This window comes from Rahnella contaminans (genome assembly GCF_011065485.1).
Taxonomy (GTDB): domain Bacteria; phylum Pseudomonadota; class Gammaproteobacteria; order Enterobacterales; family Enterobacteriaceae; genus Rahnella; species Rahnella contaminans.
Genome location: NZ_JAADJS010000002.1, coordinates 774,210 through 800,472 on the forward strand (window position 1 = coordinate 774,210; position 26,263 = coordinate 800,472).

A 26,263-nucleotide genomic window follows, 5' to 3' on the forward strand; every position below is an offset into this window, starting at 1 on the left:
CAGGGGGAATAAATGAGGATCAAAAGCGGGAAAAGTCTTACCGGTGAAGGCGTTGTCGCCCTCACCGGTAAGGTATTTATGCGAAATCAGACGGCGCTGGCACCAATAAGAGATTCAGGTTTTACCTGAACAGGCTTAGTTTTATATTTCGCCAGGAACTGAGGCTGGAAAATACACATGCGGATGGCGCTGCGATATTCGCCGTTCACAAAGAATTCCTGCTTCAGTTCGCCTTCAAGTTCAAATCCGAGTTTGCTGTAAATATGAATCGCCTTTTTATTTTCTTTGTCGACGATTAAATACAGCTTATAGAGGTTCAGAACGGAGAAGGCATAATCCATGGCCAGACGGACGGCATCACCGGCAAAGCCTTTACCCTGATGCTGCGGGTCGATGATTATCTGAAATTCCGCGCGGCGGTGAATATGATTAATTTCGACCAGTTCGACTAATCCGACCGGTCCGCCCTGGAATTCAATAATAAAGCGACGCTCGCTTTGGTCATGAATATGTTTGTTATAGAGATCTGTCAGTTCGACGAACGCCTCGTAAGGCTCTTCAAACCAGTAACGCATGATGCTGGCGTTATTATCAAGACGGTGAACAAACGACAGGTCATCCTTTTCCAGTGGACGTAATCTGACGCTGTTATTGCTAAACATGGGGTGTTCCTCAAAGAATCAAAAAGCCGTTTTACCTGAGGTAACCTTCGTGAATATGAGATCTGAAACAACCGTGTTTCAGATGAAGGTCGGCGCACAAACGACGTTTAAACGTGCGCCGGGATGGGCATTATATCGGGTGAAATGTAAACAAGTGTCAAATGACAGAAAATAAAAAACCGGCACGGGGCCGGTTTATAGTGAAATCATCGCGCTTAAGCAGATTAATCCGCCGCGTAACCCTGTTCAGGCAGTGGATTATTATCCAGTAGCGCCTGTCCATTTTGCAAGGACAAACGTCCTTCAACAAACCAGCTGACCACCAGCGGATAAATGCTGTGTTCCTGCGTTTGCACACGCGCCACCAGCTCTTCTTCAGTGTCTTCGGTAAACACCGGGACTTTCGCCTGCAATATGACAGGGCCACCATCGAGCTGCTCAGTGACAAAATGCACCGATGTGCCGTGCTCGGTATCCTGATTTTCAATCGCCTGGCGGTGAGTATGAAGACCCGGATATTTCGGCAACAGGGAAGGGTGGATGTTGATCATCCGTCCGGCAAAGCGCTGAACGAATTCTGCGGTGAGGATACGCATATACCCGGCGAGTACCACCAGATCGGGCCGGAACGTGTCGATGGCATCGGCCAGTGCGACATCAAACGCGGCGCGATCTTCGTAGGCTTTGACATCCAGCGCATGCGCAGGAATGTGGGCAGAACGGGCTCTTTCAAGCCCGTAAGCGGCGGATTTGTTGCTGAAAACAGCGCAGATTTCTGCGTTGATCCTTCCCTGCTGGCAGGCATCGATCAGGGCCTGTAAATTGCTTCCCTCGCCTGATACCAGAACCACAATCCTTTTCATTTCTATACCTGTCTTCAGTGAGTTGAATTACTGGATGACAACACGTTCAGCGGAGTCAGAGGCTTTAATGTAGCCAATTTTCCACGCTTTTTCGCCATTATCGTTCAGTAAAGCAATCGCCTGTTCAGCCAGCTCAGCCGGAAGTGCAACCAGCATGCCAACGCCACAGTTGAAGGTACGGTACATTTCGTGACGGCTGACGTTGCCGGCGGTTTGCAGCCATGTAAAGACATCCGGCCACTGCCAGCTTGATTCATCAATGATGACCTGAGTATTTTCAGGAAGAACGCGCGGAATATTTTCCCAGAAGCCGCCGCCGGTCAGGTGGACGATACCGTGCACCTCGACGTTTTCGATCAGATTCAGGATCGATTTCACGTAAATTTTGGTCGGTGCCAGCAGATGGTCGGCCAGCGATTTGCCTGCCAGAACGGTGGTTTCCGGATTGGTTTTGCTGACTTCCAGAATTTTGCGCACCAGCGAGTAGCCGTTGGAGTGCGGGCCACTCGCGGCCAGGCCGATCAGCACGTCGCCGTCAGCCACTTTGCTGCCGTCGATAATTTCTGATTTTTCCACCACGCCGACGCAGAAGCCCGCGACGTCGTAATCTTCGCCGTGGTACATCCCCGGCATTTCAGCGGTTTCGCCGCCAACTAACGCACAGCCGGACTGTTTACAGCCTTCTGCAATACCGGTGATCACGCTGGCGGCAGTGTCGACATCCAGTTTGCCGGTGGCGTAGTAATCGAGGAAGAACAGCGGTTCAGCGCCCTGAACGATCAAATCGTTGACGCACATCGCGACCAGGTCGATACCGATGGTATCGTGGCGTTTTAAATCCATCGCCAGACGCAGCTTGGTGCCAACGCCGTCGGTACCCGAAACCAGCACGGGTTCACGATATTTTTGCGGCAGCGCGCAGAGAGCACCAAAACCGCCCAATCCACCCATAACTTCCGGGCGACGGGTCTGTTTTACTACACCTTTAATGCGGTCTACCAATGCGTTACCGGCATCGATATCTACGCCTGCGTCTTTATAGCTGAGAGAGGTTTTGTCGGTCACTGCGAAGTCCCCACGGCGGTTTGGGTTGGTGGTTGAAAAATAATGCGTGGCAATTCTAACAGTGGAAGCAAACGTTTGCGAGCGCCTTATTGACTGTGTCTATCTATACTGATTTTAGAAGCCAATGAGAGAGCTTATCCAAAGTCACTCTGATTGCAGCAAGGCGGCAAACGCACGAATCCCGATGAGCTGACATGAGTCAGTGATTCGGGTGAGAAAGTGCAGCCAACACCGCAGCAGTTAGACTGACGAAGGATATGTTGATCCGGATCAGGCAATTGGCAGTGGCGTTCAAAAAAAATGGCGTTATAATCTCGCGATTTTTTTTTGCAGCCCAACCACCTTAGGAGAATAAACAATGAAGATCGTCGAGGTGAAACACCCGCTGGTGAAACACAAGCTGGGCCTGATGCGTGAAAATGACATCAGCACGAAACGTTTTCGCGAACTGGCTTCTGAGGTGGGTAGTCTTCTGACGTATGAAGCGACTGCCGATTTAGAAACTGAAAAAGTGACTATCGAAGGCTGGTGTGGTCCGGTTGAAATCGACCAGATCAAGGGCAAGAAAATTACTGTTGTGCCAATTCTGCGTGCCGGTCTGGGCATGATGGAAGGCGTACTGGAACACGTCCCGAGCGCGCGTATCAGCGTGGTGGGTGTGTACCGTGATGAAGAAACCCTGAAGCCTGTGCCGTATTTCCAGAAGCTGGTTTCTAACATCGAAGAACGTCTGGCGCTGGTGGTTGACCCGATGCTGGCAACCGGCGGTTCCATGATCGCAACCATCGACCTGCTGAAAAAAGCGGGCTGCCAGAGCATTAAAGTTCTGGTGCTGGTGGCGGCACCGGAAGGGATCGCCGCTCTCGAAGCTGCGCACCCTGACGTCGAGCTCTACACGGCCTCGGTGGATCAGGGACTCAACGAAAAGGGCTACATCATGCCGGGGCTCGGCGATGCGGGCGACAAGATATTTGGTACGAAGTAAGCGTTAAGCCGACTCATGAGTCGGCTTTTTTTTGGTTTTTAAAACACATAACACAACACCACACTTTAAGAGGATCACATCCATGACCCGTCGTGTCATCGGGGTAAGTGAGCGTCCGCCTTTACTGCAGACAATCCCCCTGAGTTTCCAGCATCTGTTTGCCATGTTTGGTGCCACCGTTCTGGTTCCCATTCTGTTCAAAATTAACCCGGCAACGGTGCTGCTGTTCAATGGCATAGGGACTTTGCTGTATTTATTTGTCTGTAAAGGGAAAATACCGGCGTATCTGGGTTCAAGCTTCGCGTTCATTTCACCGGTGCTGTTGCTGTTGCCGATGGGGTATGAAGTGGCGCTGGGCGGATTTATTGCCTGCGGTTTACTGTTCTGCCTGGTGGCGCTGATTGTTAAGAAAGCCGGGATTGGCTGGATTAACGTGATGTTCCCGCCCGCAGCGATGGGCGCAATCGTTGCCGTCATCGGGCTGGAGCTGGCCGGTGTGGCTGCCAATATGGCCGGTTTGCTGCCGGCTGACGGCGTACCGGTGGATTCCAAAACGATCATCATCTCTCTGGTGACGCTGTCGGTGACGATCCTTGGTTCCGTGCTCTTTCGCGGTTTCCTGGCGATTATCCCGATCCTCATCGGCGTGCTGGTAGGTTATGCGCTGTCCTTCTTTATGGGCGTTGTGGATGTTTCTGCGATTGAAAACGCGCACTGGTTTGCTCTGCCAACTTTCTACACACCGCGTTTCGAATGGGTAGCGATCCTGACCATTTTGCCTGCGGCGCTGGTGGTTATTGCCGAGCATGTCGGGCATTTAGTCGTGACGGCGAACATCGTGAAAAAAGATTTGCTGCGTGATCCGGGCCTGCACCGTTCGATGCTGGCTAACGGCCTTTCTACCGTGTTGTCCGGTTTCTTCGGTTCTACTCCCAATACCACATACGGCGAAAATATCGGCGTGATGGCGATCACCAAGGTTTACAGCACCTGGGTGATTGGTGGTGCGGCGATTCTGGCGATCCTGCTTTCCTGTATCGGGAAACTGGCGGCGGCAATTCAGGCCGTTCCGGTTCCGGTAATGGGCGGCGTTTCCTTGCTGTTGTATGGCGTGATTGGCGCATCCGGTATCCGCGTACTGATTGAATCTAAAGTCGATTACAACAAGGCACAGAACCTGATCCTGACTGCGGTGATCCTCATCATCGGCGTCAGCGGCGCGAAGATCCACATCGGTGCGGCGGAGCTGAAAGGCATGGCGCTGGCCACGATCGTGGGTATCTTCCTGAGTCTGTTGTTCAAAGTGATCGAGATTTTCCGCGGCGAAGAACAGATCATTGATATCGATGACGAGAGGGAAAATCCGCCAGTCTGAGGGGGATCATTTCTGACCGGTTTGCCAGCGCGCAACCGGTCAGGTGCTCGGATCGCAAGCGGTTGCACCGGGCACAGTTCATTTCACCGCGGATCCTTGCTAGAATTTGGCAGTTCCTTTTATTGACGTGACAACATCTGCGGTCTTCATACCGCTTTGGTTGAGGTGCTTCTGAATACGCCGGCACAGCTTTCCCTGCCACTTTATCTGCCCGATGATGAGACTTTTGCCAGTTTTCATCCGGGGGAAAACTCTTCTCTGCTTTCTGCGATTCAGACCGCATTGCATCAGGAACACGGCACGTATATCTATTTTTGGTCCCGCGAAGGCGGTGGCCGCAGCCATCTTTTACACGCAGCCTGCGCCGAATTATCGCAACGCGGTGAAGCCGTGGGTTATGTGCCTTTAGACAAGCGCGCTTATTTCGTCCCTGAAGTGCTGGACGGCATGGAGCATCTGGCGCTGGTTTGTATTGATAACATCGAAGGGATTGCCGGAGATGATGAATGGGAAGCGGCCGTTTTCCATCTTTATAACCGCATTCTCGAAACCGGTCGCACGCGCCTGTTTATTACCGGCGATCGTCCTCCGCGTCAGCTGAATCTCAGCTTGCCGGATCTCGCTTCCCGTCTCGACTGGGGGCAAATCTACAAACTCCAGCCGCTTTCCGATGATGAAAAACTTCAGGCATTACAGTTGCGCGCCAAACTGCGCGGTTTTGAATTGCCGGAAGACGTGGGGCGTTTCCTGTTAAAACGCCTGGATCGCGAAATGCGGACATTGTTCATGACGTTGGATCAGCTCGATCGCGCGTCCATCACGGCGCAGCGGAAACTCACGATCCCGTTTGTGAAAGAAATTCTGGGGCTGTAAATCAGGGTTGTAAATCGGAGAAGATCCGGGTTCGTGTGGCGAACCCGAATTTGACGCGGGGAATTACAAAATCTCTTTCACCTGTTCCGGTGGCCGGCCTAAACGCGCTTTGCCGTTGGCGATCACAATCGGACGTTCAATCAGTTTCGGGTTTTCCACCATCGCCTGCAAAAGCTGAGCTTCACTCAGGTTTTTATCGGCCAGATTCAATGTTTTATAAATTTCCTCGCCTTTGCGGATTAATTCCCGCGCAGAGCTGAATCCCAGCTTTTTCAGCAAACTTTGCAATGTTTCAACAGACGGAGGTGTGTCCAGATACAGGATCACTTCCGGCGTAATACCTTCATCTTCCAGCAGTTTCAACGTTTCGCGGCTCTTTGAGCAGCGCGGATTGTGATAAATCGCAACTTCATCTGACATAACTTTCTCCCTGATAGATTCAGACATCAGCCTTTCTGATACTGGCGGAAACGCCCCTGTAACTGGCGGAGCTGATCAATACGTGCGTCGTAGCGGGCCTGCTCGAGGCTGCCTAATTTCTGCAATGCACTGGCATTACTCAGCATTTCAATCGCCTGATCCAGGCGCCCGACCAGCGCCATACTTTCAGCGCGCGCGGCCAGTTCCTGCGCACGCAAGCCTTGCGCGGCAGCAGCCTGAGACAATAAATCCCAGCCGTTCGGGTCGCCCGGATAATTGAACGTATAACGGTTCAGGATTTTCATGGCGTTGGCCGGTTTCGCACCTTCCAGATAGGCGTTTGCCAGGTTCAGCTGCAAAACAGGGTTGGAACTGGTCGCCGCACCGGCCTGCTCCAGACGGGCGATCGCCTGTGGAGCGCGTTTGCTGTCGATGTCATTATCGGTGGACAAATCGAGCAACCATTCGTTGCCCGGATAGGTCGTCAGCAGCGGTTCAAGAATGGCGCGCGCCTGATCGAATTTTTTCGCTTTATAGAACAGCAATGCGTGGCCATATTTCGCCGCCAGCTGTTCACGGACATTGCCGTTACTCAGCTTTTGCAGATAGTCATCGGAAAGCGGATAGCTTTCTGAGCCGTACATCCCGAGGATACGCACCTTCGCCATCACGTAGTCCTGTGACGACTGGACAAACAGGTGCGGCATCTGGTTGGCGCGGTTACGGATATCGGCCAGACGGCTGTCCGGCAACGGGTGCGTCAGCAACATTTCCGGCGGACGCGTCGAATAACTGGCCTGATCGGCAAGCTTTTGCAGGAATGCAGGCATGGCCTGCGGATCAAAGCCGGAACGCTGCAACACCTGGATCCCGATGCGGTCGGCTTCCTGTTCGTTGGCCTGCGTGAAGCTGATCATCCCCTGCGCGGTTCCGGCCAGCGTGCCGGTCAGCGCCGCCATGCCCATTTGCGGGCTGGCCATTGCCAGAAGAATCGAACCGAGTGCGCCAACCCACGTCAGCGGCGCGTTACGCTGCTGATCTTCCATCGCACGCGCCAGATGGCGTTGCGTGACGTGAGAAATTTCGTGCGCCATCACCGAAGCCAGCTGGCTTTCGTTATCGGTATACCGGAACAGCGAGGAGTGAAGCACCACGTTGCCGCCGAAGAAGGCAAAGGCGTTCAGCTCATCGTTATTGACGATAAAGAAATGGAAAGGCGTGCGGACGGAATACGCGTGGGCGACCAGACGTTGGCCGAGCGCATTAATGTATTGATTCAGCAGCGGATCGTTAATCAGCGGCGTACTGGCGCGCATCTGACGGACGTAAAAATCGCCCATCTGCAGTTCCTGATTAATACTGAGCGTCCCGCCTGCGGTGGTGCCGATGTCGGGAAGCTGATCGCTCGACACGGGCGCTGACGGTGAACGGGTATTTTGGGATGAAGAACCAACGGGCGTCGACCAGAATGAACTGTCGTCGGCTCCTGCGGGGAGGACTGTGCCAGTGAACAGGCTGCCCAGGCACAGGGCGATCACCGTTTTTTTCAACCGCATTACCATAAACATTTGCTTCCCAATAAGTTAACCGCGATGCCGATAAGCATTAAGAGCCTTTCATCCATGAACTGTTGGTCACACCATTATTTTGTGACGCTTTTCTTTGCGCCGGTCTCTATAGTAGCTATCCTCGTGAGAGTTTAAAACACTCCGCAGCTACAGTTGTGTGACAACGAGATTTGAAGATAGTTACTTGTGTCTGAGCGCGCAGGGAACGAACAGCGCAAACCCGTCAGACCCGGAATTTACAGGAGTGTTCTCACGATGTTGGACATGTTATTGCAATGGTATCGCCGCCGCTTTACTGACCCGCAGGCCATCGCGCTGCTGGCTATTCTGGTGGCGGGTTTTTGTATTCTTTATTTTCTCAACGGCATTCTGGCACCGCTTTTAGTGGCGATTGTGCTGGCGTATTTACTGGAATGGCCGACGGTACGGCTGCAACACGTCGGGCTGTCGCGCACGCTGGCGGTCAGCGTGGTGCTGATTATATTTGCCGGGATTTTACTGCTCGGCATGTTTGTGGTGGCGCCGGTGACGTGGCAGCAGGGCGTCAATTTGCTGGCCGATTTGCCAAGTATGCTTAACCGTTTCTATGATTTTGCCGCCACATTGCCTAAACGTTATCCGGCGCTGGTGGATGCGGGCATCATCGATATGATGGCCGAAAACCTGCGCAGCAAGCTGTCAGGGCTAGGCGAATCCGTAGTGAAATATTCACTGGCGTCGCTGGTCGGTTTACTGACGCTGGCGATCTACCTGATTCTGGTGCCGATGATGGTGTTCTTTTTGCTCAAGGATAAAGAGCAGATGCTGAACGCTGTGCGCCGTATTTTGCCCCGCGACCGCGGTCTGGCAGGGCAAGTGTGGGCAGAGATGAATCAGCAAATCACCAATTATATCCGCGGAAAAGTGCTGGAAATGATCATCGTGGGTGTGGCGACCTATCTGGTGTTTGTGGTTATGGATTTGCGTTATTCGCTCTTACTTGCTGTGCTGGTGGGCGTATCGGTTCTGATCCCCTACATCGGCGCGATGCTGGTAACCATTCCGGTGGTCATTGTGGCGATGTTCCAGTGGGGTCTTGGCGCGGATTTCTGGACGCTGATTGTGGCGTATCTGGTGGTTCAGGGATTAGACGGCAACGTTATCGTGCCGCTGTTGTTCTCGGAAGCTGTAAATCTGCATCCGCTGGTGATTATTCTTTCGGTGGTGGTATTCGGCGGACTGTGGGGATTCTGGGGTGTGTTCTTTGCGATACCGCTGGCCACACTGGTCAAGGCCGTGGTTCACGTCTGGCCGGATGAATCCCTGAACGAAACCGTCTGAAAGGGCGTTACATGTTGGTTTAGCAGCAATAAAAAAAGCGCGTCTGCGCTTTTTTATTTTCCACTACCGTAAGCCAACTTTGTGATGGTGCGAAGGTTACCGGTTGGCTCAATTGCCGTTGAGGTAAGCCATCACAATGTCGTGGTGGTTGGTAGTTTTGAAGTCGTCGAAGACTTTCTCAACGTTGCCATTCCCGTCGAGCAGGAAGCTGATGCGATGGATGCCGTCGTAGGTTTTCCCCATAAAGGATTTTTCACCCCAGACGCCAAACTGTTCGCAAACCTGATGATCTTCATCGGACAGCAATGTGAAGTTCAGCAGTTCTTTTTCTGCGAAGCGTGACAGTTTTTCTGGCTTATCAGTGCTGATCCCCAGCACTTCAACGCCTGCGCTTTTCAACTGATCCATGTTGTCGCGAAGACCACAAGCCTGCACGGTGCAGCCCGGCGTCATCGCTTTAGGGTAGAAATAGACCAGGACTTTCTGTCCCTGGAAGTCGGCCAGATTAATTTGTTCACCATCTTGATCGGGCAAACTAAATTGCGGCGCAGGGTCACCGGCTTTCAGTGGGCTCATTGTCTTTCTCCGTATCTCTTAGCTGTTACTGCAGTTTATCTTCATTCTCAGAATAACTAACGACGTTAATACTGCCTTGCGCTTTCAGTTCTGTACATAGCTGATGGAACGCTTGCTCAATAATTGCCGGGTCGGTATTGGCGGCACTGTGCGCGGTCATCTGAATAGATAACTGCGCAGGCGTGGTCGCATCGGCCGGACGTGTTTTTGACGCAAGTTCGGCGATATTCATCTGATGTGTATCGAATAAATCAGTAAAACGCTCAATCAGATGAGGGGAGTCTTTAACATCCACTTTTACCCAAACCGTCGCAGGCATCGGCGGGCGTTCATGTGCGCTGGTACGCTTCATCACGATCAATAATTCCAGTTCAGCGCCTTTCTGCGGCAGGGTGGATTCAATCAGCGTGATGGCATTCCAGCTGCCGGAAAGCAGCATAATAAACGTAAATTCATCGCCGAGCATCGCCAGACGGCTGTCTTCGATATTACAGCCGCAGCTGCTGACCTGACGGGTGATGGTGTTCACGATACCCGGACGATCGGCACCTAATGCGGTAATAACCAGATAATGTTGTTGTGGCTGCGGCAAATTGTGTCTTCCTGTCGTGCTTGGGAGTATTCCCAAGGTAAACATAAAAAAAACCGCCGGACAAGCGCTTACCGCTCGTTGTTTGCTTGCTTTTGCAGTGGTGTCAAAAGTACCATGAGTGACCTGTTTGTGGAGGGGAAGGTCAATGTTTACGGGAAGTATTGTTGCACTGGTTACGCCGATGGACACCAAAGGTGCTGTCGATCGCGCGAGTCTGAAAAAACTGATTGATTATCATGTGTCCAGTGGTACTGCGGCGATCGTTTCCGTTGGCACGACCGGTGAGTCGGCAACGTTAAGCCATGAAGAGCACGGTGACGTGGTTCTTCAGACGCTGGAACTGGCCGATGGGCGCATTCCTGTTATCGCCGGGACCGGGGCAAATGCCACCGCTGAAGCGATTTCTCTTACACAACGCTTTGAAAATAGTGGCGTTATTGGCTGCCTGACAGTCACTCCCTATTACAACCGCCCGACGCAGGAAGGCCTGTATCAGCATTTCAAAGCGATTGCTGAAAACACGTCTCTGCCGCAAATTCTCTATAACGTGCCTTCACGTACCGGCTGCGATATGTTGCCGCCGACCATCGCGCGTTTAGCAAAATTGAAGAATATTGTTGCTGTTAAAGAGGCAACAGGGAACTTAAGTCGTGTTAGTCAGATCCAAGTGCTGGTTGATGATGAAGATTTCATTCTGCTGAGCGGCGATGACGCCAGCGGTCTGGACTTTATGCAACTCGGCGGCAAGGGCGTCATTTCCGTCACTGCCAACGTAGCTGCCCGTGAAATGGCTCAACTGTGTGAGCTGGCGGCCTCCGGTAACTTTGCCGAAGCGCGTCGCCTGAATCAGCGCCTGATGCCGTTGCATCAGCATTTGTTTGTAGAAGCAAACCCAATCCCGGTGAAATGGGCCTGTAAGGCACTGGGTTTGATGGCAACCGATACTCTGCGTCTGCCTATGACGCCGTTAACAGATGCTGCCCGTCCGGTCGTGGAAGAAGCATTAAAAAGCGCCGGTTTGCTGTAACTCTTAGGAAGATTTGATGGCCTCTTTATTTGACAAGAATAGTTTCCAGATGACCCATTTGCAGAAGTCTGCCGTAGCAAAAGTGGTCGGGGTTTCCCTGATTATGTTGCTGGCCGCTTGTTCAAGCGATCAACGTTATAAGCGCCAGGTAAGCGGCGATGAAGCTTATCTGGATGCCCCTGCGCTGCATGATCTGAAAGCGCCAGCGGGCATGATTTTACCGGTTCAGAACGGTACGTATGAAATTCAGGCCGGTTCAATGCAGGGCGCTGTCGGCAAACAACTCGACATTCGTCCGCCGTCCCAGCCGCTGGCCTTACTGAACGGTTCTCAGACCCAGTTCTCTGGCGATAGCAGCACCGTACTGTTGGAAAATACGCCGCAAAACCGCGACCTGTGGAACAGCGTAGTGAAAGCCGTTGAGCAAAATAATTACAAAATTGCTAACCGCGATGATGCTAACCAGACTCTGACCACTGATTTCGTTAACTGGAATCGTGCCGATGAAGACTTCCAGTATCAGGGCCGTTATCAGATCAGCGTGAAACAGCAGAGCTACCAGTTAGCGCTGACCGTGAAAACGCTTGAGCTGAAACAGCAGGATAAAGCGGTCACAACCACAGCTGAAATCCAGCGTTATAACAGCCAGATGATGAACACCATCACGACGAATCTGGATAAAGTGCAGCAGGATACTCAGGCACGCCTCGACAACCGTCGTGTGGGTGAGATTGATGTCCAGAGCGGCGCGGATGATACCGGTTTACCTGTGCTGATCGTTCGTTCAACGTACGGCGTAGTGTGGGATCGCCTGCCGAATGCCCTAGCGAAAGCTGGCATGAAAGTCACCGACAGCAGCCGTCCGCAGGGCACCTTGTCCGTGACCTACAAACCACTAAACGACGACGCGTGGCAGACACTGGGTGCGAAAGATCCGGGCCTCACTTCCGGTGATTACAAACTTCAGGTCGGCGACCTCGATAACCGTAGTAGCTTGCAGTTCCTTGATCCGAAAGGACATGCTCTCAGCCAGTCGCAAAACGACGCGATGGTGGCGGTCATGCAGGCCGCGTTTAGCCAGAGCAGCGCAAAATAATACCAAGGGGCTCCGGCCCCTTTTTACATCTGTTTTTTCCACTGGAGTAAGTAAAGATGCAAAAGTTAGCTGAGTTGTATCGCGGCAAGGCGAAAACCGTCTACACCACCGAAAACCCGGACCTGCTGGTACTGGAGTTCCGTAACGATACGTCAGCACTGGATGGTCAGCGTATTGAGCAGTTCGACCGTAAAGGGTTGGTTAACAACAAATTTAACCATTTCATCATGGCTAAGCTGGAAGAAGCGGGTATCCCAACGCAAATGGAACGCCTGTTGTCTGACACCGAAGTGCTGGTGAAAAAACTGGATATGGTCCCGGTTGAATGCGTTATCCGTAACCGTGCTGCGGGTTCGCTGGTAAAACGTCTGGGCATTGAAGAAGGTCTGGAACTGAACCCGCCGTTGTTCGATCTGTTCCTGAAAAACGACGCGATGCACGACCCGATGGTCAATGAGTCCTACTGCAAGACCTTTGGCTGGGTAAACGAGGAAAACCTCGCGCGCATGAAAGAGCTGAGCTACAAAGCGAACGACGTTCTGAGCAAACTGTTTGACGATGCAGGTCTGATCCTGGTCGACTTCAAACTGGAGTTCGGTCTGTTCAACGGTGAAGTTGTACTGGGTGATGAATTCTCCCCGGACGGCAGCCGCCTGTGGGATAAAGAAACCCTGAACAAAATGGATAAAGACCGTTACCGCCAGAGCCTCGGTGGCCTGATCGAAGCGTACGAAGAAGTTGCGCATCGCATCGGTGTAAAACTGGACTAAGCGACCGCTATTTTTTTAGCGGGGCTGCGCAATCGTTTACGCGGTGCAGCCCGGTGTTCAACGGGTGATGAAAATCATCACCCGCTCTTTTCTTTACGTTTTATTTTCCCTTTTCCTCACTGTTTTATTTCATTTAAATATTCCTCGCCTAAAATTACGTCCCTTCGCAGATGGTATTAATCGTGTGCGCTGGCTAGTCTTTAAAAAAACAGTCTGGAGGTGGGGTATGCGTTGGCAAGGGCGTCGCGAAAGCGACAATGTAGAAGACAGACGCGGAGAAGGAGCTAACGGCGGGCCGGGAATGGGCGGTGGCGGAATGCGCCTGCCTATCCGTGGCAAAAGCGGCATTGTGATTATTATCGTCGTACTGGTGGCCGGTTATTACGGCATCGACCTGACGCCGCTGATTGACGGCGGTCAGTCCGGCGACATACAGCGTCAGACGCAATCGCAATCCATCAGCCCGAAAGATGACGAGCAGGCGAAATTCACGTCCGTGATCCTCGCGTCAACAGAAGACACCTGGAAAGAAATATTTCAGAAAGAGGGGATGACCTACCGCGAGCCAAAACTGGTGATGTACCGCGGCGCAACCCGAACCGGGTGTGGCACCGGTCAGTCGGTCATGGGGCCTTTTTATTGCCCGGCGGACAGCACGGTTTACATCGATCTTTCTTTCTATCAGGATTTGCAGAATAAGCTCGGCGCGGGCGGCGATTTTGCGCAGGGTTATGTGGTCGCGCACGAAGTCGGTCACCATGTGCAAAACCTTCTGGGCACCGAGCGTAAAGTTCGTCAGATGCAGCAGGGCGCTTCGCAAACTGTGGTGAATCAGCTTTCCGTAAAAATGGAACTTCAGGCCGACTGTTACGCCGGTGTCTGGGGCCACGCGATGCAGCAGCAAAACGTGCTTGAAGAAGGCGATTTAAAAGAAGCGCTGGATGCCGCGCAGGCGATCGGCGATGACCGTTTGCAACAGCAAAGCCAGGGGCGCGTCGTGCCGGACAGCTTTACGCACGGCACGTCTCAACAACGCTACACCTGGTTTAAACGCGGGTTCGACACCGGGAATCCTGACCAGTGCAACACCTTCGCCAGCCGCTGATTAAGTGAGAATAAGCTCTGGTCTGCCAGTAAAAACTGTTCAATAATCAATGTCCGACTTTGAGAGGCTCACTGAGCCTCTCTTTCATCTGCATGTTGAACCGCTGGGAACGCCATGGCTTTTCTCGATCCAACCCTTTTAATTCTGCTCGTTTTTGCCGGTCTCGGAATTATCAGTCACAACAGTGCCGTCACTATCGCAATGTTTTTTCTCCTGACGGTGCGCATTACACCGCTCAATAATTTCTTTCCGTGGATCGAAAAATACGGCCTTACTATCGGCATTATTATTTTAACCATCGGGGTGATGGCACCGATTGCCAGCGGCAAAATCAGCGCCAGTACCGTGGTTCACTCTTTCTTCCACTGGAAATCCATTCTGGCGATCCTGGTGGGCGTGCTGGTGTCATGGCTGGGCGGACGCGGTTTGACGCTGATGGGCAGTCAGCCGCATCTGGTGGCGGGTCTGCTGGTCGGGACGGTGCTGGGCGTGGCGATGTTTAAAGGCGTTCCGGTCGGGCCGCTGATTGCGGCAGGTCTGCTGTCGATGCTGGTGGGAAAAACCTGAGCGGTAACCCATGGATATTGCGCTAAAAAATACCCTGCAACAGCAGATGCTTGAACAGGGCGTTCGCCGTCTGCTGGTTTTCAGCGGCGAGGCCGCGTGGTGTGCCGCACAGGCCGAGCAGTTCGCGCAAGGGCAACCTGGCGACTGGGTGTGGGTCAGCGAAAATTCCCCGGCAGGCGCGCAGTCTGTGACTTTTTCTGCGGTACACACGTTGCTGGGACAGGAAAAACTGCACGGCATATTCGACGCGCGAACCGGGCTGAATGCCGACGCGCTGGCGGTGTTTTCCGGCATTCTGAAAGCGGGAAGCTGGCTTATTTTACTGGTGCCGGAATGGGATGAGTGGCCGCAGCGTCCTGATGCCGACAGTCTGCGCTGGAGCGAACAGCCGCAGGCGATCCCGGCTCCGCGTTTTATCCAACGTTTTCAAACTTTACTGCGTCGCCATCCGGAAATTTCCGTGTGTCGCCAGAATGCGCCTTTAGCCATTCCACCTTTATCGCCCGCCGTTGCGTGGATACCGCCCGACGGCCAGCCAACGCCTCAGCAGCATCTGATTTTGCAACAGCTGCTGAGCGCGGACTCCGGCGTCTGGGTGCTGACGGCACCGCGCGGTCGCGGCAAATCAACGCTGGCCGGCATGCTCGCCAGTCGCTGGCCGGGTATCTGCCGGATTACCGCGCCGGGTAAAGCGTCCGCAAATCAAATCCTCAGTCATCTTCCGGAATCGGCCTGTTTTATCGCACCGGATGCCTTGCTTGCATTAAGTGACACCGGGCCGGTGACGGACGCCGACTGGCTGATAATCGATGAAGCGGCGGCGATCCCCGCACGGATGCTCTCGGCGCTGATTGCCGCGTTTCCCCGCGTTTTACTTTCCACCACGGTTCACGGCTATGAAGGCACAGGCCGCGGTTTTCTGCTGAAATTCTGCGCCTCGCTGCCGCACTGGCATGATTTACGTCTGACCGAACCGGTCCGCTGGTCCGCAGGCGACCTGCTGGAGCCGTTCATCAGCGAGTTATTGCTGTTTTCGGAAGAAATTCCCGCCGGAGATGCCACGACAGCAACGTCCGAAATATTCTCCATCGATGCCGGCGACTGGCTGCGTGAACCTGCGCTTTTGCAGCAGTTTTACGGTTTACTGACCAGCGCACACTACCGCACCTCGCCGCTGGATTTACGCCGCCTGCTCGATGCACCAGGCATGATTTTCAGTGCCGCCCGGCAGAAAAGCACGCTGACCGGTGCGCTGTGGCTGGTGGATGAGGGCGGGCTGAGTGCGGAACTGGCGCATGAAGTCTGGGCAGGAAGGCGGCGTCCGCGCGGGAACCTGGTCGCACAATCTCTTGCCGCGCACGCCGGTTTCCCGCAGGCGGCGGTTTTGCGTTCGCGCCGCATCAGCCGTATTGCTGTTCATCCGGCGTTCCGGCGTCAGGGAATTGCCAGCGAGTTGCTGATGCAGCAAAAACACAGCGCGCAGCAACAGAGGCTGGATTTTATGTCGGTCAGTTTCGGGTATACCGATGAACTCGCCGCGTTGTGGCAGCAGGCCGGTTTTCGTCTGGTCCGCGTGAGTTCGCAGAAAGAGGCCAGCAGCGGATGTTACGCCGCGATGGCGCTGTTACCGTTAAGCGATGCCGGAAAGGCGCTGACGGATGCCGCAGAGTCGCAGCTCAACCGTGACTGGCGCTGGCTGGCACCGCAGATTGACCGCCAGCTGCCGCTCCCGTTAACGGGCGGTTTATCATTAGATGAAGCCGACTGGCGCGAACTGGCCGGATTTGCGTTTGCGCACCGGCCGCTGGAAAGCAGTTTACCGGCGCTGAACCGCCTCTTACTGCAACTTTCCCTGCCGCTGGTCGCCCTGCGCGCTTACCTGCAACAGGGGAAAAGTGTCGCCGGCATTGTGCAGATGCTGCGGCTGAATGGCCGGAAAGACCTGCTGGTCCGCTGGCGTCAGGAAACGGCGCAGGCGCTGAAAGCCACGGATGCGACGGCGTGTGAAATTTGGCGTCGGCGGGCAATTTCCCTGCACACTGGCGATTAAATCAACGGTTTTATTGCAAAAAATGGAAAGACTCGTTCAATAAAACCCGATTTCACTGACCGGCGGGCGGCGTATAGTAAGGCCATTAACCTACAACGGGAGAAATTCATGAGCTCAGAACAGATTATTGTCCAGCAACCGGAAGAAAGAGCTAACCAGCTGATTTTACTGTTTCATGGCGTGGGCGATAACCCGATTTCCATGGGTGAGATCGGCAAGTTTTTTGCGCTTTCTTTTCCACAGGCGCAGGTTATCAGCGTCGGCAGCCCGGACATCTGTGATTTTGGCCGTGGCTTCCAGTGGTTCTCCGTGCAGGGCGTGACGGAGCAAAACCGTCAGCCGCGTGTCGACGCGGCGATGCCCGCATTCGTCGAAATTGTCCGCGACTGGCAGCAGAAAACCGGCGTGCCGCCGGAACATACCACGCTGATTGGTTTTTCTCAGGGGACCATCATGGCGCTGGAATCCACCAAAGTGGAAGAACATCTGGCTTCGCGCATTGTGGCTTTCAGCGGACGTTTCTCCGTCCTGCCGGAAAAACCGATTTCTGCCGGTACGGTGGTGCATTTTATTCACGGTGAACAGGATCCGGTGATTAACCCGTTCCAGTCAAAAAGTGCCGCTGAGCGCCTCAAATCATTAGGCTGCGATTGCACCCTGAATCTTCAGCCGGGCATGGGCCACGGGCTGGATTCACACATGATCAATACCGCGATTGCGCATTTGAAAAACTACGAACCGAAGTCTCATCAGCACTGATTTTTACCCGTAAAAAAGCCCCCGCCTGTTGATCAGTTGGGGGCTTTTTTATTGAAATCACAGAGGTTTATTTGCGGTTATGACGCAGGAAGTCATCCATGAAGTTGGTCAGTTTCTCTGCCGCTGGCAGTGAAAGCGCGTTGTAGATTGAGGCGCGGATCCCGCCAATGGCGCGATGCCCCGCCAGACCTGAGAAACCGGCTTCATGGCTTTCTGCCAGGAATTTTTGCTCCAGCGTTTCATCCGGGAGTTTAAACGCCACGTTCATTTGTGAACGGTCTTCCTTGCTGCTCCAGCCTTTGTAAAAACCGTCGCTGTTATCAAGCATCGCATACAGCAATTCGGTTTTATGGCGGTTGGTTTGGGCCATATTTTCCAGACCGCCTACGTCATTGAGCAGCCAGCGGGTGACCAGCAGAACCACGTAAATCGCAAAAACTGGCGGCGTATTCAGGTTGGAATGGGATTCAACCTGACGACGGTAGTTGAGGAATGTCGGCAGTTCGTCGGAGGAGGCTTTCACCACGGTGTCATGCACCAGCACAATCGTCACACCGGCCGGGCCGATGTTTTTCTGGGCATGGGCGTAAATCACCGAGAATTTATTAGCATCGCACGGTTTAGACAGGAAATCAGAGGACATATCGCAGACGCGAGGCACATCATCGCGGCCCACAACGCGCTGGAATTGCAGCCCTTCCACGGTTTCGTTCGAAACGTAATGCAGATACGGCGCGTCCGGTGAAAAATCCAGCTCGCCATCAGATGGCAGACGGTTAAAACCACAGGACTCACCGCTCCACAGCACCTTTACCGGGCCTTCGCGACGCGCTTCGGTCACAACCTTGCTGCTCCAGTAACCGGTATCCAGATATTCAGCCGCATGTTTCTGGCCGCGAAGTAACGTCATCGGCACCATGGAAAACTGCTGCGTGGCGCCGCCTTGCAGAAACAGAATATGGAAATCCTGAGACAAGCCGAGCAGGGTACGGATGTTATTTTCCGTTTCTTCGACGACGGCAGCGAACCAGTCTGAGCGGTGGCTGATCCCGAGGATCGACAGGCCAACCTCCGGCACTTCTTTGATGGCGGCCTCGACCTGCGCCAGAACCGTTTCCGGCAATGCGCCGGGACCACCAGAGAAATTCAGGGCGTTACGTGAAATCATGTTTATTCTTGTCCTGTTAGCGCATCAGCGGAAGTGTCGGCGTGCGCAAAGGCACGGGATAACAGCAACTCGCGGCATGCTGTTTTAACTTTATTCATATGGATTTGTTTGTGCGGGAACATGACTTCCAGGTCCATGGCGTGAACCACCATTGCCGGATCAATTTCAAAGACCAGCAACGAGCCGTCGGGCGCTTCGCTGCAATCAATCCCGACATAATCGAGTAGGGTTGTGTCATAAATGGCCTTCAGCGCGGCGTGGTGGCGCGCGGCGAATTCGTGGAAATTCGTCAGGAAAGCCGCTTCTTCTTCACGCTTTTTATGATCTTCATACATCGCCGCGTTGACGTAATGCACCATCCAGTGCGACGAAATAGCCATATGGCAGGCGTAAGGTTTACCGTCGATCAGCGATATACGGTATTTACGGAACTGGCCGTCCGCGTTGCTGTAATCGATGAATTTCGACAGGAAATAATCTTCAACGCCAACGCGCGCAAGGTAATCCGCCAGTTCGTCCTGCCGGGTGATTTTCTCCAGACCGTGGCCACCGTGCGAACCTGCGGGGCGCAGGATAACCGGGAAATCACTGCCCGGTAACGCATCGCTCAGCGTCATTTGCCCGCTTGCGACCGCAGTAAGCAGGGCGTGCGTCACCGGATACGCCTGCGCGATGGTGAGCCCCGGTTTGTTTTGTAAAACGCGGCTGGCGATGTGGCGTTCTGAATGAGGAATGTACTCGGGAGCGTTGATCACCGGCACCGGCCACTGGCGGGTCAAGGTTTCCAGTTGTTGCAACAGGAACAGATTTTCGGTGGTCGCGCTGATGCCAATCATCAGCAGGTCATGTTCAGGAATGGGCGCCTCAAACGGTGCTTCCGGCGTGATGTAGTAATAAATCAGGTCGATGTCGCTGTTTTCCAGCAGACAGTCGAGGGGCACGTTGGCGGACAGCGTACCGGGCACCATCAGCATCAGTAAACGCAGTTTTGCCGGTTTTTGCACAGCGCTGAGGGTATAAACCTGCTGCATCGCCAGCGCCTGATTCTGGATAGTCAGGCCAAGATCGGTGCGTTGCAGGCACAGCATCACCGTGGAAAGGTTCATCCACAAAATGGCATCATCAGGATTTTGCTGCGCACGTGTGACCAGTTCCTGCGCGATCGCGGTGCACTCGTCACCGGCTATGCTCATGCGTAAAAATGGAGCAAGCCCCAGAAATTGCGTGGCGTCGGCTGTCGCCTGCTCTGGTGTCGGGGTTGTTAAAGTTGGCAAAGGACTCGTCTCTCCGTACGTCAGTTTCACGTCACATGATACTGGCCGGAGAGAGAGTCAATCGGCGGAGAATCGCTACATAATCCGCCGACTAATATTGATTAGGTTTTTTAGCCGTGCTGACCGGTGTTACTTTTTCTTTGGCCAGTCATCGTCTTTATCCCACTCGGCATTGTTGTCGCGATGCGGTGGAAGTTCAGGTTTATCTTTCAGGTATTTCTTCACGTCCACACGACGTAACTCTTTCATCCCGCTGATAAACATGCCGATCAGAATGATCAGAACGATCCACCAGTAATCTTTAATCCACTCCATGGCGTGCTCCTTAATTTATGTAGGGTTTAGGGCGATAAAACGCGGAAAAAATGTCGCTATCTCACTGATGACCCAGTCAGAACCGGCGATATCCTGGCCCTGCCACGCGCTGATTAGCACCTCCGGCGTCAGCTGTGATTCGCACTGCTGTGCCAGAGGACGATAACTCAGGTGCCAGGGTTCAACGGCAACGCCGCCACGATCCTGTGCAAAAGGCCGGTAAAAGCCAAATGCTTCCATGTGCGCCGACATCCAGAGGTTCAGCGGATGAAAATAGCCGTTTTCCTCGTATTCCCACGGCTCCAGTTGCAGCGTCCGGCCTTCCGGCAGCAGAGACGGATCGTAAACATCCAGATCGCTGCCCCAGTGGTGGCGGCTTGCGCCCGGTAGTGCCGACCAGCGCAGGATCAGTTCACAACGTTCAGCGGCAGACAACGTGCTGATGTCCACCGGCTGGCTGTTCTTATCTAATACTGGTCGCTCGCCGCGAAATTTGCCATTCCAGATGGCCTGCTGGCGACTGAAATCACGAAAAGTACTGGCTGGCTGCAAATTAAACCCGGCCTGCGCCGCTGCTTTTTGCATTTCTGCAAAGGCACCGGCGGCGGCTTTTTGTAACCGGTGCGGGACTTCGCCCAATGTGACCAGATGCGCGTCGGAGCGGCCGGTCAGCATTTCGTGGCTGATCATGCGACTAACTGTTCCATGATGCGCTGATACATACGGCTGAGAACCTGCAAATCGGCGGCATGTACGCATTCGTTGATTTTGTGGATGGTGGCATTCACCGGTCCCAGTTCAACCACCTGAGCGCCCATCAGCGCGATGAAACGCCCGTCGGAAGTTCCGCCGGTGGTTTGCAGTTCTGGCGTGATTTCGCTGTAGTGGCGAACGGCATTCACGACGGCGTCAACCAGTTCACCGCGGGACGTCAGGAACGGCTGGCCGGACACCACCCAGTTCAGGGTGTACTGAAGATTGTGGCGATCCAGCAGTTCAGCGACGCGCTGCTTAATGATGGCATCGGTCAGTTCCGTGCTGAAACGGAAGTTAAACTGCACATACAGCTCGCCGGGGATCACGTTATTGCTGCCGGTACCGGCATTGATATTGGCGATTTGCATGCTGGTCGGCGGGAAGAATTCGTTGCCGTTATCCCAGACCGTAGCGACCAGTTCGTTGAGCGCAGGCATGGCGCGGTGCACCGGATTATCGGCCAGATGTGGATAGGCAACATGCCCCTGAACGCCATGCACGTGCAGGTTAGCGGTCATCGAGCCGCGACGGCCATTTTTCACAATATCGCCCACGCGCGTGGTGCTGGACGGCTCGCCGACCAGGCAAAAATCCAGGCGCTCTTTGCGTTCCATCAGGGCGTTAACCACTTTGACGGTGCCGTTCACGGCGCTGGCTTCTTCATCGGAAGTAATCAGAAACGCCAGACGGCCTTTGTGATTCGGGTTTGCTGCCACAAAGCGTTCTGCCGCGACCACCATCGCCGCCAGCGAACCTTTCATATCGGCAGCGCCACGGCCATACAGCATGCCATCGCGCAGGGTTGGCTCGAACGGGCCGGTTACCCACAGATTGTGATCGCCGGTCGGTACGACGTCAGTGTGCCCGGCAAATGCCAGGGTTTTGCCTTCACCGCGTGTCGCCCAAAAATTGAGGGTATCGCCAAAATTCATCGGCTCAACGTGAAAACCAATGGCCTGCAGGCGGGCAATCATAATTTCCTGGCAGCCTGCATCGTCCGGGCTGAGGGAAGGGCGGCGGATTAACTGCTGGGCTAAATCGAGAACCGGACAACTCATGTTACTTCACCTGTGCGAGAAATTGCTGATAGCTTTCTGGTTTGAATCCCAGCAGAGACTGGCCATCTGGCGCCAGCAAGAAAGGGCGTTTGATCACCGCCGGATGTTCAAGCATCACGGCTTTGGCGCTGGCTTCGTTATCACAGGCCGTGCGCGTGGCTTCGTCCAGTTTGCGCCAGGTGGTGCCGCGCGTGTTGAGCATCGCTTCCCAACCCTGTTTGTCGATGAGGTTTTGCAGCAGCGCCTCGTCCAGGCCTTCAACCCGATAATCGTGGAACTGGCATTCAACGCCATTTTCTTCCAGCCAGCGGCGGGCTTTTTTGACGGTATCGCAATTTTTAATGCCGTAAAGAATAAAAGTGGTTTGAGCAGACGTCGTTGCCATAAAAAAACATAACCTGTGAGTAATAAAGGAACTTTTGACCAGCGCAAAAAGCGGGGCACGAATAATCACATAATGAGGCAAAACGCGGGCAGGATCCAGACGGGGCGGGATTGTGATCGCGATTAAACAATTGTCACTGAATTTTTGCGTGTACAAAAAATAGACGTATAATGATGCCGTCCAATCAAGGGGAGAAAAATGTTAGAGCAAGAATTAGGTAACTGGAAAGACTTTATCGACCGTATGTTGAAAGCGTAATTGCCCACAGTACCAGCGACAAAGCAAAGAGAAGATTTATTCACCGTGTCAGCGCGTCATAATAAAAACGTTTGTTCAGGAAGACCATTACGTCCATTTAGAGACGATTTACACCAGCCAATAAATCATTAATAAAAAAGGCGTTAATTCACATTAACGCCTTTTTTGTGCCTGCTATTTGTGTTCGTGAGGCACGGTTGCGACGATATCCGAGATGACCGGCTCACCGGTTTTCCCCGGGAAGCGGCGGCGGACCAGCACAAAGAACAGCGGAACGAAGAAGATTGCCAGAACGGTGGCAGAAATCATCCCGCCGATAACCCCGGTGCCGACTGCGTGCTGGCTCGCGGAACCCGCGCCGGTGCTGGTCGCCATCGGCAAGACCCCGAAGATAAACGCCAGCGACGTCATCAGAATAGGGCGCAAACGCATCCTTGAGGCTTCGAGCGTGGCTTCTACCAGCGCTTTGCCTTTGTGGTTAAGGTCATTGGCAAACTCGACGATCAGAATGGCGTTTTTGGCCGACAAGCCGATGATGGTTAACATCCCGACCTGGAAGTAAACATCGTTTTCCAGCCCGCGCAGCCACGTTGCAATCACCGCACCGATCACGCCTAACGGCACCACCAGCATGACCGAGAACGGAATCGACCAGCTTTCATAAAGCGCCGCCAGACACAGGAATACGACCAGCAGGGAGATGGCGTACAGCGCCGGAGCCTGCGCACCGGAGAGGCGTTCCTGATAAGAAAGCCCCGTCCATTCAAGACCGAATCCGGCGGGGAGTTTCGCAACCAGTTTTTCCATCTCGTCCATCGCCGTACCGCTGCTGACGCCCGTTGCAGCTTCACCGACAATTTCTACCGCAGAATAACCGTTGTAACGTTCCAGACGCGGTGAACCGGTTTGCCAGTGCGACGTGGTGAATGCGGAGAACGGCACCATCGTTCCGCTGGAATTGCGCACGTACCATTTATTGACGTCGTCCGGCAGCATACGGAACGGCGCGGCAGCCTGAACATAAACTTTCTTCACACGCCCGCGGTCAACGAAGTCATTCACGTACGTGGAACCCCAGGCGGTACTCAGCGTGCTGTTGATATCCGCAACGGAAACCCCCAGCGCCTGCGCTTTTACCTGATCGATGTCGATCTGCAACTGCGGGCTGTCATCGAGACCGTTATGACGAACGCGGCTCAGCGTGCTGTCTTTGCTGGTCATTTCCAGAAGCTGATCGCGCGCGGCCATCAGTGCATCATGACCATTCCCGGCGTGATCCTGCAATTCCATATCGAAACCGGCAGATGTCCCCAGTCCGTTGATGGCCGGTGGTCCGCTGGCGATAACGCGCGCCTCGCGGATGTGCCGGAATTCTTTGGTCGCGCGGTCAATAATGTCGAAGACAGAGTTATGACCGGAGGTGCGTTTGTCCCAGTCCGTCAGGCTGATAAACAGACGGGCAACGTTCTGACCGTTACCGCCCGGGCCTGCGCCCAGCGTGGAGAACACGGAAACCACATCATTCTTTTCTTCCGTCAGGAAATAGTGCTCGATTTTCTCGACCACTTTTTGTGTCTGTTGCAGCGTAGAACCCGGCGGCAGCTGAACCTGAACGGTCAGTACGCCCTGATCTTCCTGCGGCAGGAATGACGTCGGCAGTTTCACAAACAGGAACGCCAGAATGCCGAGGATCAGCAGATAACCCAGCATATAACGCACGCTGTGGCGGAGAATGCTGCCAACGCCCCGTTCATAACGGTGCGCATTCTTATCGAACGTGCGGTTAAACCAGCCGAAGAAACCTGTTTTGCCGTGATGATGGCCCTTGGCAATCGGCTTGAGAATGGTCGAACACAGCGCCGGTGTGAGGGTCAGCGCGACAAAGACAGAAAGCACCATCGCGGCGACAATCGTGATGGAGAACTGACGGTAGATCGCACCGGTTGTACCGCCGAAAAACGCCATCGGGATAAATACGGCCGACAGCACCATGGTGATACCGACCAGCGCACTCTGAATTTGCCCCATCGATTTTCGGGTTGCGTCTCTGGGGCTTAGCCCTTCCTCGCTCATCACGCGCTCGACGTTCTCCACCACCACGATGGCGTCATCGACCAGCAGCCCGATGGCGAGCACCATCGCGAACATTGTCAGGGTGTTGATGGTGTAACCGAACTGATGCAGCACCACGAACGTACCCAGCAAAACCACCGGGACGGCAATGGTCGGGATCAACGTTGCGCGGATATTTTGCAGGAACAGATACATTACGAGGAACACCAGCACGATCGCTTCGAACAGCGTTTTCACCACGTCGGTGATCGCCGCTTTGACGAATGGCGTGGTTTCATAGGCGATGCGGGTTTCGAGCCCGTGGGGGAAGTATTTTTCCAGTTCCGTCAGACGTGCGCGAACCAGTTTGTCGGTTTGCAGTTCGTTGGCGCCGGACGCCAGCTGCACGCCCATACCAGATGCGGCCTGGCCATTATAACGGCTGAGAATGCTGTAGTCTTCGGCACCCAGACCGACGGTTGAGACATCGCCGAGTTTGACCTGTGAGCCGTCCTGATTCACTTTCAGGGTGATATCGCGAAACTGTTGCGGCGTTTGCAACTGCGACTGCGCGTTAACCGTTGCGTTGAGCGCCTGCAAATCAACCGACGGTGCGCCGCCGAGCTGCCCGACTGCCACCTGACTGTTCTGGTTTTCAATTGCCGTCACCACATCGCTGGTGGTCATCTGGTAGTTAGTCAGTTTGTTCGGATCGAGCCAGATACGCATCGCATATTGCGTGCCGTAAGCGGTAATACTGCCGACACCGTCGATACGGCTTAGTGGATCCTGAATATTGGAGGCCACATAGTCGGCGATATCCTGCTTATCCATACTGCCGTCGGTGGACACGAATGCGACGGTCATCAGGTTGGTATCACCGGTTTTCGAGACGGTGACCCCCTGCGTTTGCACCGCCTGCGGCAATCGTTTCATCGCCTGTTGCAGCTGGTTTTGTACCTGTTGCAAGGCTTCATTCGGGTCGGTTCCGGCCACAAAACTCAGGGTAATCTGTGACTTGCCGTTGCTGCTGCTCTGAGAAGACATGTACATCAGGTTGTCCAACCCGGTCATGTTCTGCTCGATGATTTGTGTCACCGTGTTTTCTAACGTCTGAGCTGATGCGCCCGGATAAGTCGCGGTTATACGCACATTTGGCGGAGCCAGATCGGGGTACTGTTCAACGGGCAAAGAATAGATAGCCAGTGCGCCGGACAAGGAAATGATGATCGCTAAAACCCAGGCAAAGATCGGGCGATCGATAAAAAAGTTAGCCATGCGTCAAGAACCTCGTTGTCACTCTGGCGTGAGTGACTAACATCAG

Annotated in this window: 26 protein-coding genes; 12 read left to right on the plus strand and 14 right to left on the minus strand. The window is 53.9% G+C overall.

Annotation, left to right across the window (positions count from 1 at the left end; all coding sequences use genetic code 11):
* Positions 1-86 precede the first annotated feature (86 nt).
* From speG to purM, 3 genes are all read right to left on the minus strand, one after another.
* Entirely contained in the window at positions 87-662 is a 576-nt protein-coding gene (gene speG, locus GW579_RS12670) for a spermidine N1-acetyltransferase (protein ID WP_152327934.1), read from the minus strand.
* A 224-nt stretch (positions 663-886) separates the two neighbouring features.
* On the minus strand, positions 887-1,525 hold the full coding sequence (gene purN / locus GW579_RS12675; RefSeq protein WP_152327935.1) for a phosphoribosylglycinamide formyltransferase: 639 nt from the start codon (positions 1,523-1,525) through the stop codon (positions 887-889).
* Positions 1,526-1,552: 27 nt separating this feature from the next.
* Positions 1,553-2,590 carry a phosphoribosylformylglycinamidine cyclo-ligase gene (gene purM / locus GW579_RS12680; protein ID WP_165059354.1) on the minus strand — a complete coding sequence of 346 codons (1,038 nt, stop codon included), beginning with the start codon at positions 2,588-2,590 and terminating at the stop codon, positions 1,553-1,555.
* A gap of 358 nt (positions 2,591-2,948) precedes the next feature.
* On the opposite strand from purM, the gene upp reads away from it, so the two are divergent.
* The 3 genes from upp to hda all read left to right on the plus strand — a co-directional run bounded on the left by upp (position 2,949) and on the right by hda (position 5,823).
* Positions 2,949-3,575, plus strand: a complete 627-nt coding sequence (gene upp, locus GW579_RS12685; protein ID WP_104922995.1) for a uracil phosphoribosyltransferase — start codon at positions 2,949-2,951, stop codon at positions 3,573-3,575.
* An 82-nt stretch (positions 3,576-3,657) separates the two neighbouring features.
* Positions 3,658-4,950, plus strand: coding sequence for a uracil permease (gene uraA / locus GW579_RS12690; RefSeq protein ID WP_152327937.1), 1,293 nt, complete (start codon positions 3,658-3,660; stop codon positions 4,948-4,950).
* 165 nt (positions 4,951-5,115) lie between these two features.
* Entirely contained in the window at positions 5,116-5,823 is a 708-nt protein-coding gene (gene hda, locus GW579_RS12695; RefSeq protein ID WP_152328029.1) for a DnaA inactivator Hda, read from the plus strand.
* Positions 5,824-5,886: 63 nt separating this feature from the next.
* Here hda and arsC read toward each other — a convergent pair whose 3' ends face one another.
* Positions 5,887-6,243, minus strand: a complete 357-nt coding sequence (gene arsC / locus GW579_RS12700; protein WP_165059356.1) for an arsenate reductase (glutaredoxin) — start codon at positions 6,241-6,243, stop codon at positions 5,887-5,889.
* A 26-nt stretch (positions 6,244-6,269) separates the two neighbouring features.
* Positions 6,270-7,805 (minus strand): beta-barrel assembly-enhancing protease, encoded by a 1,536-nt coding sequence (gene bepA, locus GW579_RS12705; RefSeq protein WP_193333222.1) that lies wholly within the window; start codon positions 7,803-7,805, stop codon positions 6,270-6,272.
* A gap of 261 nt (positions 7,806-8,066) precedes the next feature.
* On the opposite strand from bepA, the gene GW579_RS12710 reads away from it, so the two are divergent.
* Positions 8,067-9,131: an AI-2E family transporter gene (locus GW579_RS12710; RefSeq protein WP_152327940.1), complete on the plus strand. Its 1,065-nt coding sequence runs from the start codon at positions 8,067-8,069 to the stop codon at positions 9,129-9,131.
* Positions 9,132-9,239: 108 nt separating this feature from the next.
* On the opposite strand, the gene bcp is transcribed toward GW579_RS12710, so the two are convergent.
* Both bcp and GW579_RS12720 read right to left on the minus strand, forming a co-directional pair.
* A complete protein-coding gene (gene bcp / locus GW579_RS12715) occupies positions 9,240-9,707 on the minus strand; it encodes a thioredoxin-dependent thiol peroxidase (RefSeq protein WP_165059358.1) in 468 nt (155 codons plus the stop codon).
* A gap of 25 nt (positions 9,708-9,732) precedes the next feature.
* Positions 9,733-10,299: a glycine cleavage system transcriptional repressor gene (locus GW579_RS12720; RefSeq protein WP_152327942.1), complete on the minus strand. Its 567-nt coding sequence runs from the start codon at positions 10,297-10,299 to the stop codon at positions 9,733-9,735.
* 145 nt (positions 10,300-10,444) lie between these two features.
* On the opposite strand from GW579_RS12720, the gene dapA reads away from it, so the two are divergent.
* The 7 genes from dapA to ypfH all read left to right on the plus strand — a co-directional run bounded on the left by dapA (position 10,445) and on the right by ypfH (position 17,673).
* Positions 10,445-11,326, plus strand: a complete 882-nt coding sequence (gene dapA / locus GW579_RS12725) for a 4-hydroxy-tetrahydrodipicolinate synthase (RefSeq protein WP_165059360.1) — start codon at positions 10,445-10,447, stop codon at positions 11,324-11,326.
* A 16-nt stretch (positions 11,327-11,342) separates the two neighbouring features.
* The gene (gene bamC, locus GW579_RS12730) at positions 11,343-12,422 is read left to right on the plus strand and encodes an outer membrane protein assembly factor BamC (RefSeq protein ID WP_165059362.1); all 1,080 of its coding nucleotides are present in this window, start codon (positions 11,343-11,345) and stop codon (positions 12,420-12,422) included.
* Between the two features lie 56 nt (positions 12,423-12,478).
* The gene (purC, locus tag GW579_RS12735; RefSeq protein ID WP_047608889.1) at positions 12,479-13,192 is read left to right on the plus strand and encodes a phosphoribosylaminoimidazolesuccinocarboxamide synthase; all 714 of its coding nucleotides are present in this window, start codon (positions 12,479-12,481) and stop codon (positions 13,190-13,192) included.
* Positions 13,193-13,418: 226 nt separating this feature from the next.
* Positions 13,419-14,297 (plus strand): KPN_02809 family neutral zinc metallopeptidase, encoded by an 879-nt coding sequence (gene ypfJ / locus GW579_RS12740; protein WP_165059364.1) that lies wholly within the window; start codon positions 13,419-13,421, stop codon positions 14,295-14,297.
* A 114-nt stretch (positions 14,298-14,411) separates the two neighbouring features.
* Positions 14,412-14,864 (plus strand): DUF441 domain-containing protein, encoded by a 453-nt coding sequence (locus GW579_RS12745; protein ID WP_101075569.1) that lies wholly within the window; start codon positions 14,412-14,414, stop codon positions 14,862-14,864.
* A 10-nt stretch (positions 14,865-14,874) separates the two neighbouring features.
* A complete protein-coding gene (locus tag GW579_RS12750; RefSeq protein WP_165059366.1) occupies positions 14,875-16,914 on the plus strand; it encodes a tRNA(Met) cytidine acetyltransferase TmcA in 2,040 nt (679 codons plus the stop codon).
* Between the two features lie 108 nt (positions 16,915-17,022).
* Positions 17,023-17,673, plus strand: coding sequence for an esterase (gene ypfH / locus GW579_RS12755; RefSeq protein ID WP_152327947.1), 651 nt, complete (start codon positions 17,023-17,025; stop codon positions 17,671-17,673).
* A gap of 67 nt (positions 17,674-17,740) precedes the next feature.
* Here ypfH and GW579_RS12760 read toward each other — a convergent pair whose 3' ends face one another.
* The 6 genes from GW579_RS12760 to GW579_RS12785 all read right to left on the minus strand — a co-directional run bounded on the left by GW579_RS12760 (position 17,741) and on the right by GW579_RS12785 (position 22,629).
* Positions 17,741-18,841 (minus strand): phosphoserine transaminase, encoded by a 1,101-nt coding sequence (locus GW579_RS12760; RefSeq protein WP_165059368.1) that lies wholly within the window; start codon positions 18,839-18,841, stop codon positions 17,741-17,743.
* A 2-nt stretch (positions 18,842-18,843) separates the two neighbouring features.
* Positions 18,844-20,115 (minus strand): ATP-grasp domain-containing protein, encoded by a 1,272-nt coding sequence (locus GW579_RS12765; protein ID WP_165059370.1) that lies wholly within the window; start codon positions 20,113-20,115, stop codon positions 18,844-18,846.
* A gap of 129 nt (positions 20,116-20,244) precedes the next feature.
* Positions 20,245-20,430 (minus strand): YpfN family protein, encoded by a 186-nt coding sequence (locus GW579_RS12770; RefSeq protein ID WP_152327950.1) that lies wholly within the window; start codon positions 20,428-20,430, stop codon positions 20,245-20,247.
* 15 nt (positions 20,431-20,445) lie between these two features.
* Positions 20,446-21,120 carry a M15 family metallopeptidase gene (locus GW579_RS12775; RefSeq protein ID WP_165059372.1) on the minus strand — a complete coding sequence of 225 codons (675 nt, stop codon included), beginning with the start codon at positions 21,118-21,120 and terminating at the stop codon, positions 20,446-20,448.
* Complete coding sequence (gene dapE / locus GW579_RS12780; protein ID WP_165059374.1) at positions 21,117-22,244, minus strand: succinyl-diaminopimelate desuccinylase; 1,128 nt, start codon at positions 22,242-22,244, stop codon at positions 21,117-21,119. The genes GW579_RS12775 and dapE overlap by 4 nt, the downstream gene beginning before the upstream one ends.
* A 1-nt stretch (position 22,245) precedes the next feature.
* A complete protein-coding gene (locus GW579_RS12785) occupies positions 22,246-22,629 on the minus strand; it encodes an ArsC family reductase (protein WP_165059375.1) in 384 nt (127 codons plus the stop codon).
* A gap of 198 nt (positions 22,630-22,827) precedes the next feature.
* On the opposite strand from GW579_RS12785, the gene ypfM reads away from it, so the two are divergent.
* On the plus strand, positions 22,828-22,887 hold the full coding sequence (ypfM, locus tag GW579_RS23960; RefSeq protein WP_152328030.1) for a protein YpfM: 60 nt from the start codon (positions 22,828-22,830) through the stop codon (positions 22,885-22,887).
* Between the two features lie 174 nt (positions 22,888-23,061).
* Here ypfM and acrD read toward each other — a convergent pair whose 3' ends face one another.
* The gene (acrD, locus tag GW579_RS12795; protein ID WP_165059377.1) at positions 23,062-26,217 is read right to left on the minus strand and encodes a multidrug efflux RND transporter permease AcrD; all 3,156 of its coding nucleotides are present in this window, start codon (positions 26,215-26,217) and stop codon (positions 23,062-23,064) included.
* Positions 26,218-26,263 lie beyond the last annotated feature (46 nt).

Coding starts and splice junctions, on each gene's coding strand:
- GW579_RS12775 (WP_165059372.1), bottom strand. CDS start 21,120: ATGATCAGCCACGAAATGCTGACCGGCCGCTCCGACGCGCATCTGGTC.
- GW579_RS12710 (WP_152327940.1), top strand. CDS start 8,067: ATGTTGGACATGTTATTGCAATGGTATCGCCGCCGCTTTACTGACCCG.
- purN (WP_152327935.1), bottom strand. CDS start 1,525: ATGAAAAGGATTGTGGTTCTGGTATCAGGCGAGGGAAGCAATTTACAG.
- acrD (WP_165059377.1), bottom strand. CDS start 26,217: ATGGCTAACTTTTTTATCGATCGCCCGATCTTTGCCTGGGTTTTAGCG.
- GW579_RS12770 (WP_152327950.1), bottom strand. CDS start 20,430: ATGGAGTGGATTAAAGATTACTGGTGGATCGTTCTGATCATTCTGATC.
- dapA (WP_165059360.1), top strand. CDS start 10,445: ATGTTTACGGGAAGTATTGTTGCACTGGTTACGCCGATGGACACCAAA.
- GW579_RS12745 (WP_101075569.1), top strand. CDS start 14,412: ATGGCTTTTCTCGATCCAACCCTTTTAATTCTGCTCGTTTTTGCCGGT.
- bamC (WP_165059362.1), top strand. CDS start 11,343: ATGGCCTCTTTATTTGACAAGAATAGTTTCCAGATGACCCATTTGCAG.
- ypfH (WP_152327947.1), top strand. CDS start 17,023: ATGAGCTCAGAACAGATTATTGTCCAGCAACCGGAAGAAAGAGCTAAC.
- uraA (WP_152327937.1), top strand. CDS start 3,658: ATGACCCGTCGTGTCATCGGGGTAAGTGAGCGTCCGCCTTTACTGCAG.
- speG (WP_152327934.1), bottom strand. CDS start 662: ATGTTTAGCAATAACAGCGTCAGATTACGTCCACTGGAAAAGGATGAC.
- bcp (WP_165059358.1), bottom strand. CDS start 9,707: ATGAGCCCACTGAAAGCCGGTGACCCTGCGCCGCAATTTAGTTTGCCC.
- bepA (WP_193333222.1), bottom strand. CDS start 7,805: ATGGTAATGCGGTTGAAAAAAACGGTGATCGCCCTGTGCCTGGGCAGC.
- purC (WP_047608889.1), top strand. CDS start 12,479: ATGCAAAAGTTAGCTGAGTTGTATCGCGGCAAGGCGAAAACCGTCTAC.
- GW579_RS12760 (WP_165059368.1), bottom strand. CDS start 18,841: ATGATTTCACGTAACGCCCTGAATTTCTCTGGTGGTCCCGGCGCATTG.
- GW579_RS12785 (WP_165059375.1), bottom strand. CDS start 22,629: ATGGCAACGACGTCTGCTCAAACCACTTTTATTCTTTACGGCATTAAA.
- GW579_RS12750 (WP_165059366.1), top strand. CDS start 14,875: ATGGATATTGCGCTAAAAAATACCCTGCAACAGCAGATGCTTGAACAG.
- upp (WP_104922995.1), top strand. CDS start 2,949: ATGAAGATCGTCGAGGTGAAACACCCGCTGGTGAAACACAAGCTGGGC.
- ypfJ (WP_165059364.1), top strand. CDS start 13,419: ATGCGTTGGCAAGGGCGTCGCGAAAGCGACAATGTAGAAGACAGACGC.
- arsC (WP_165059356.1), bottom strand. CDS start 6,243: ATGTCAGATGAAGTTGCGATTTATCACAATCCGCGCTGCTCAAAGAGC.
- dapE (WP_165059374.1), bottom strand. CDS start 22,244: ATGAGTTGTCCGGTTCTCGATTTAGCCCAGCAGTTAATCCGCCGCCCT.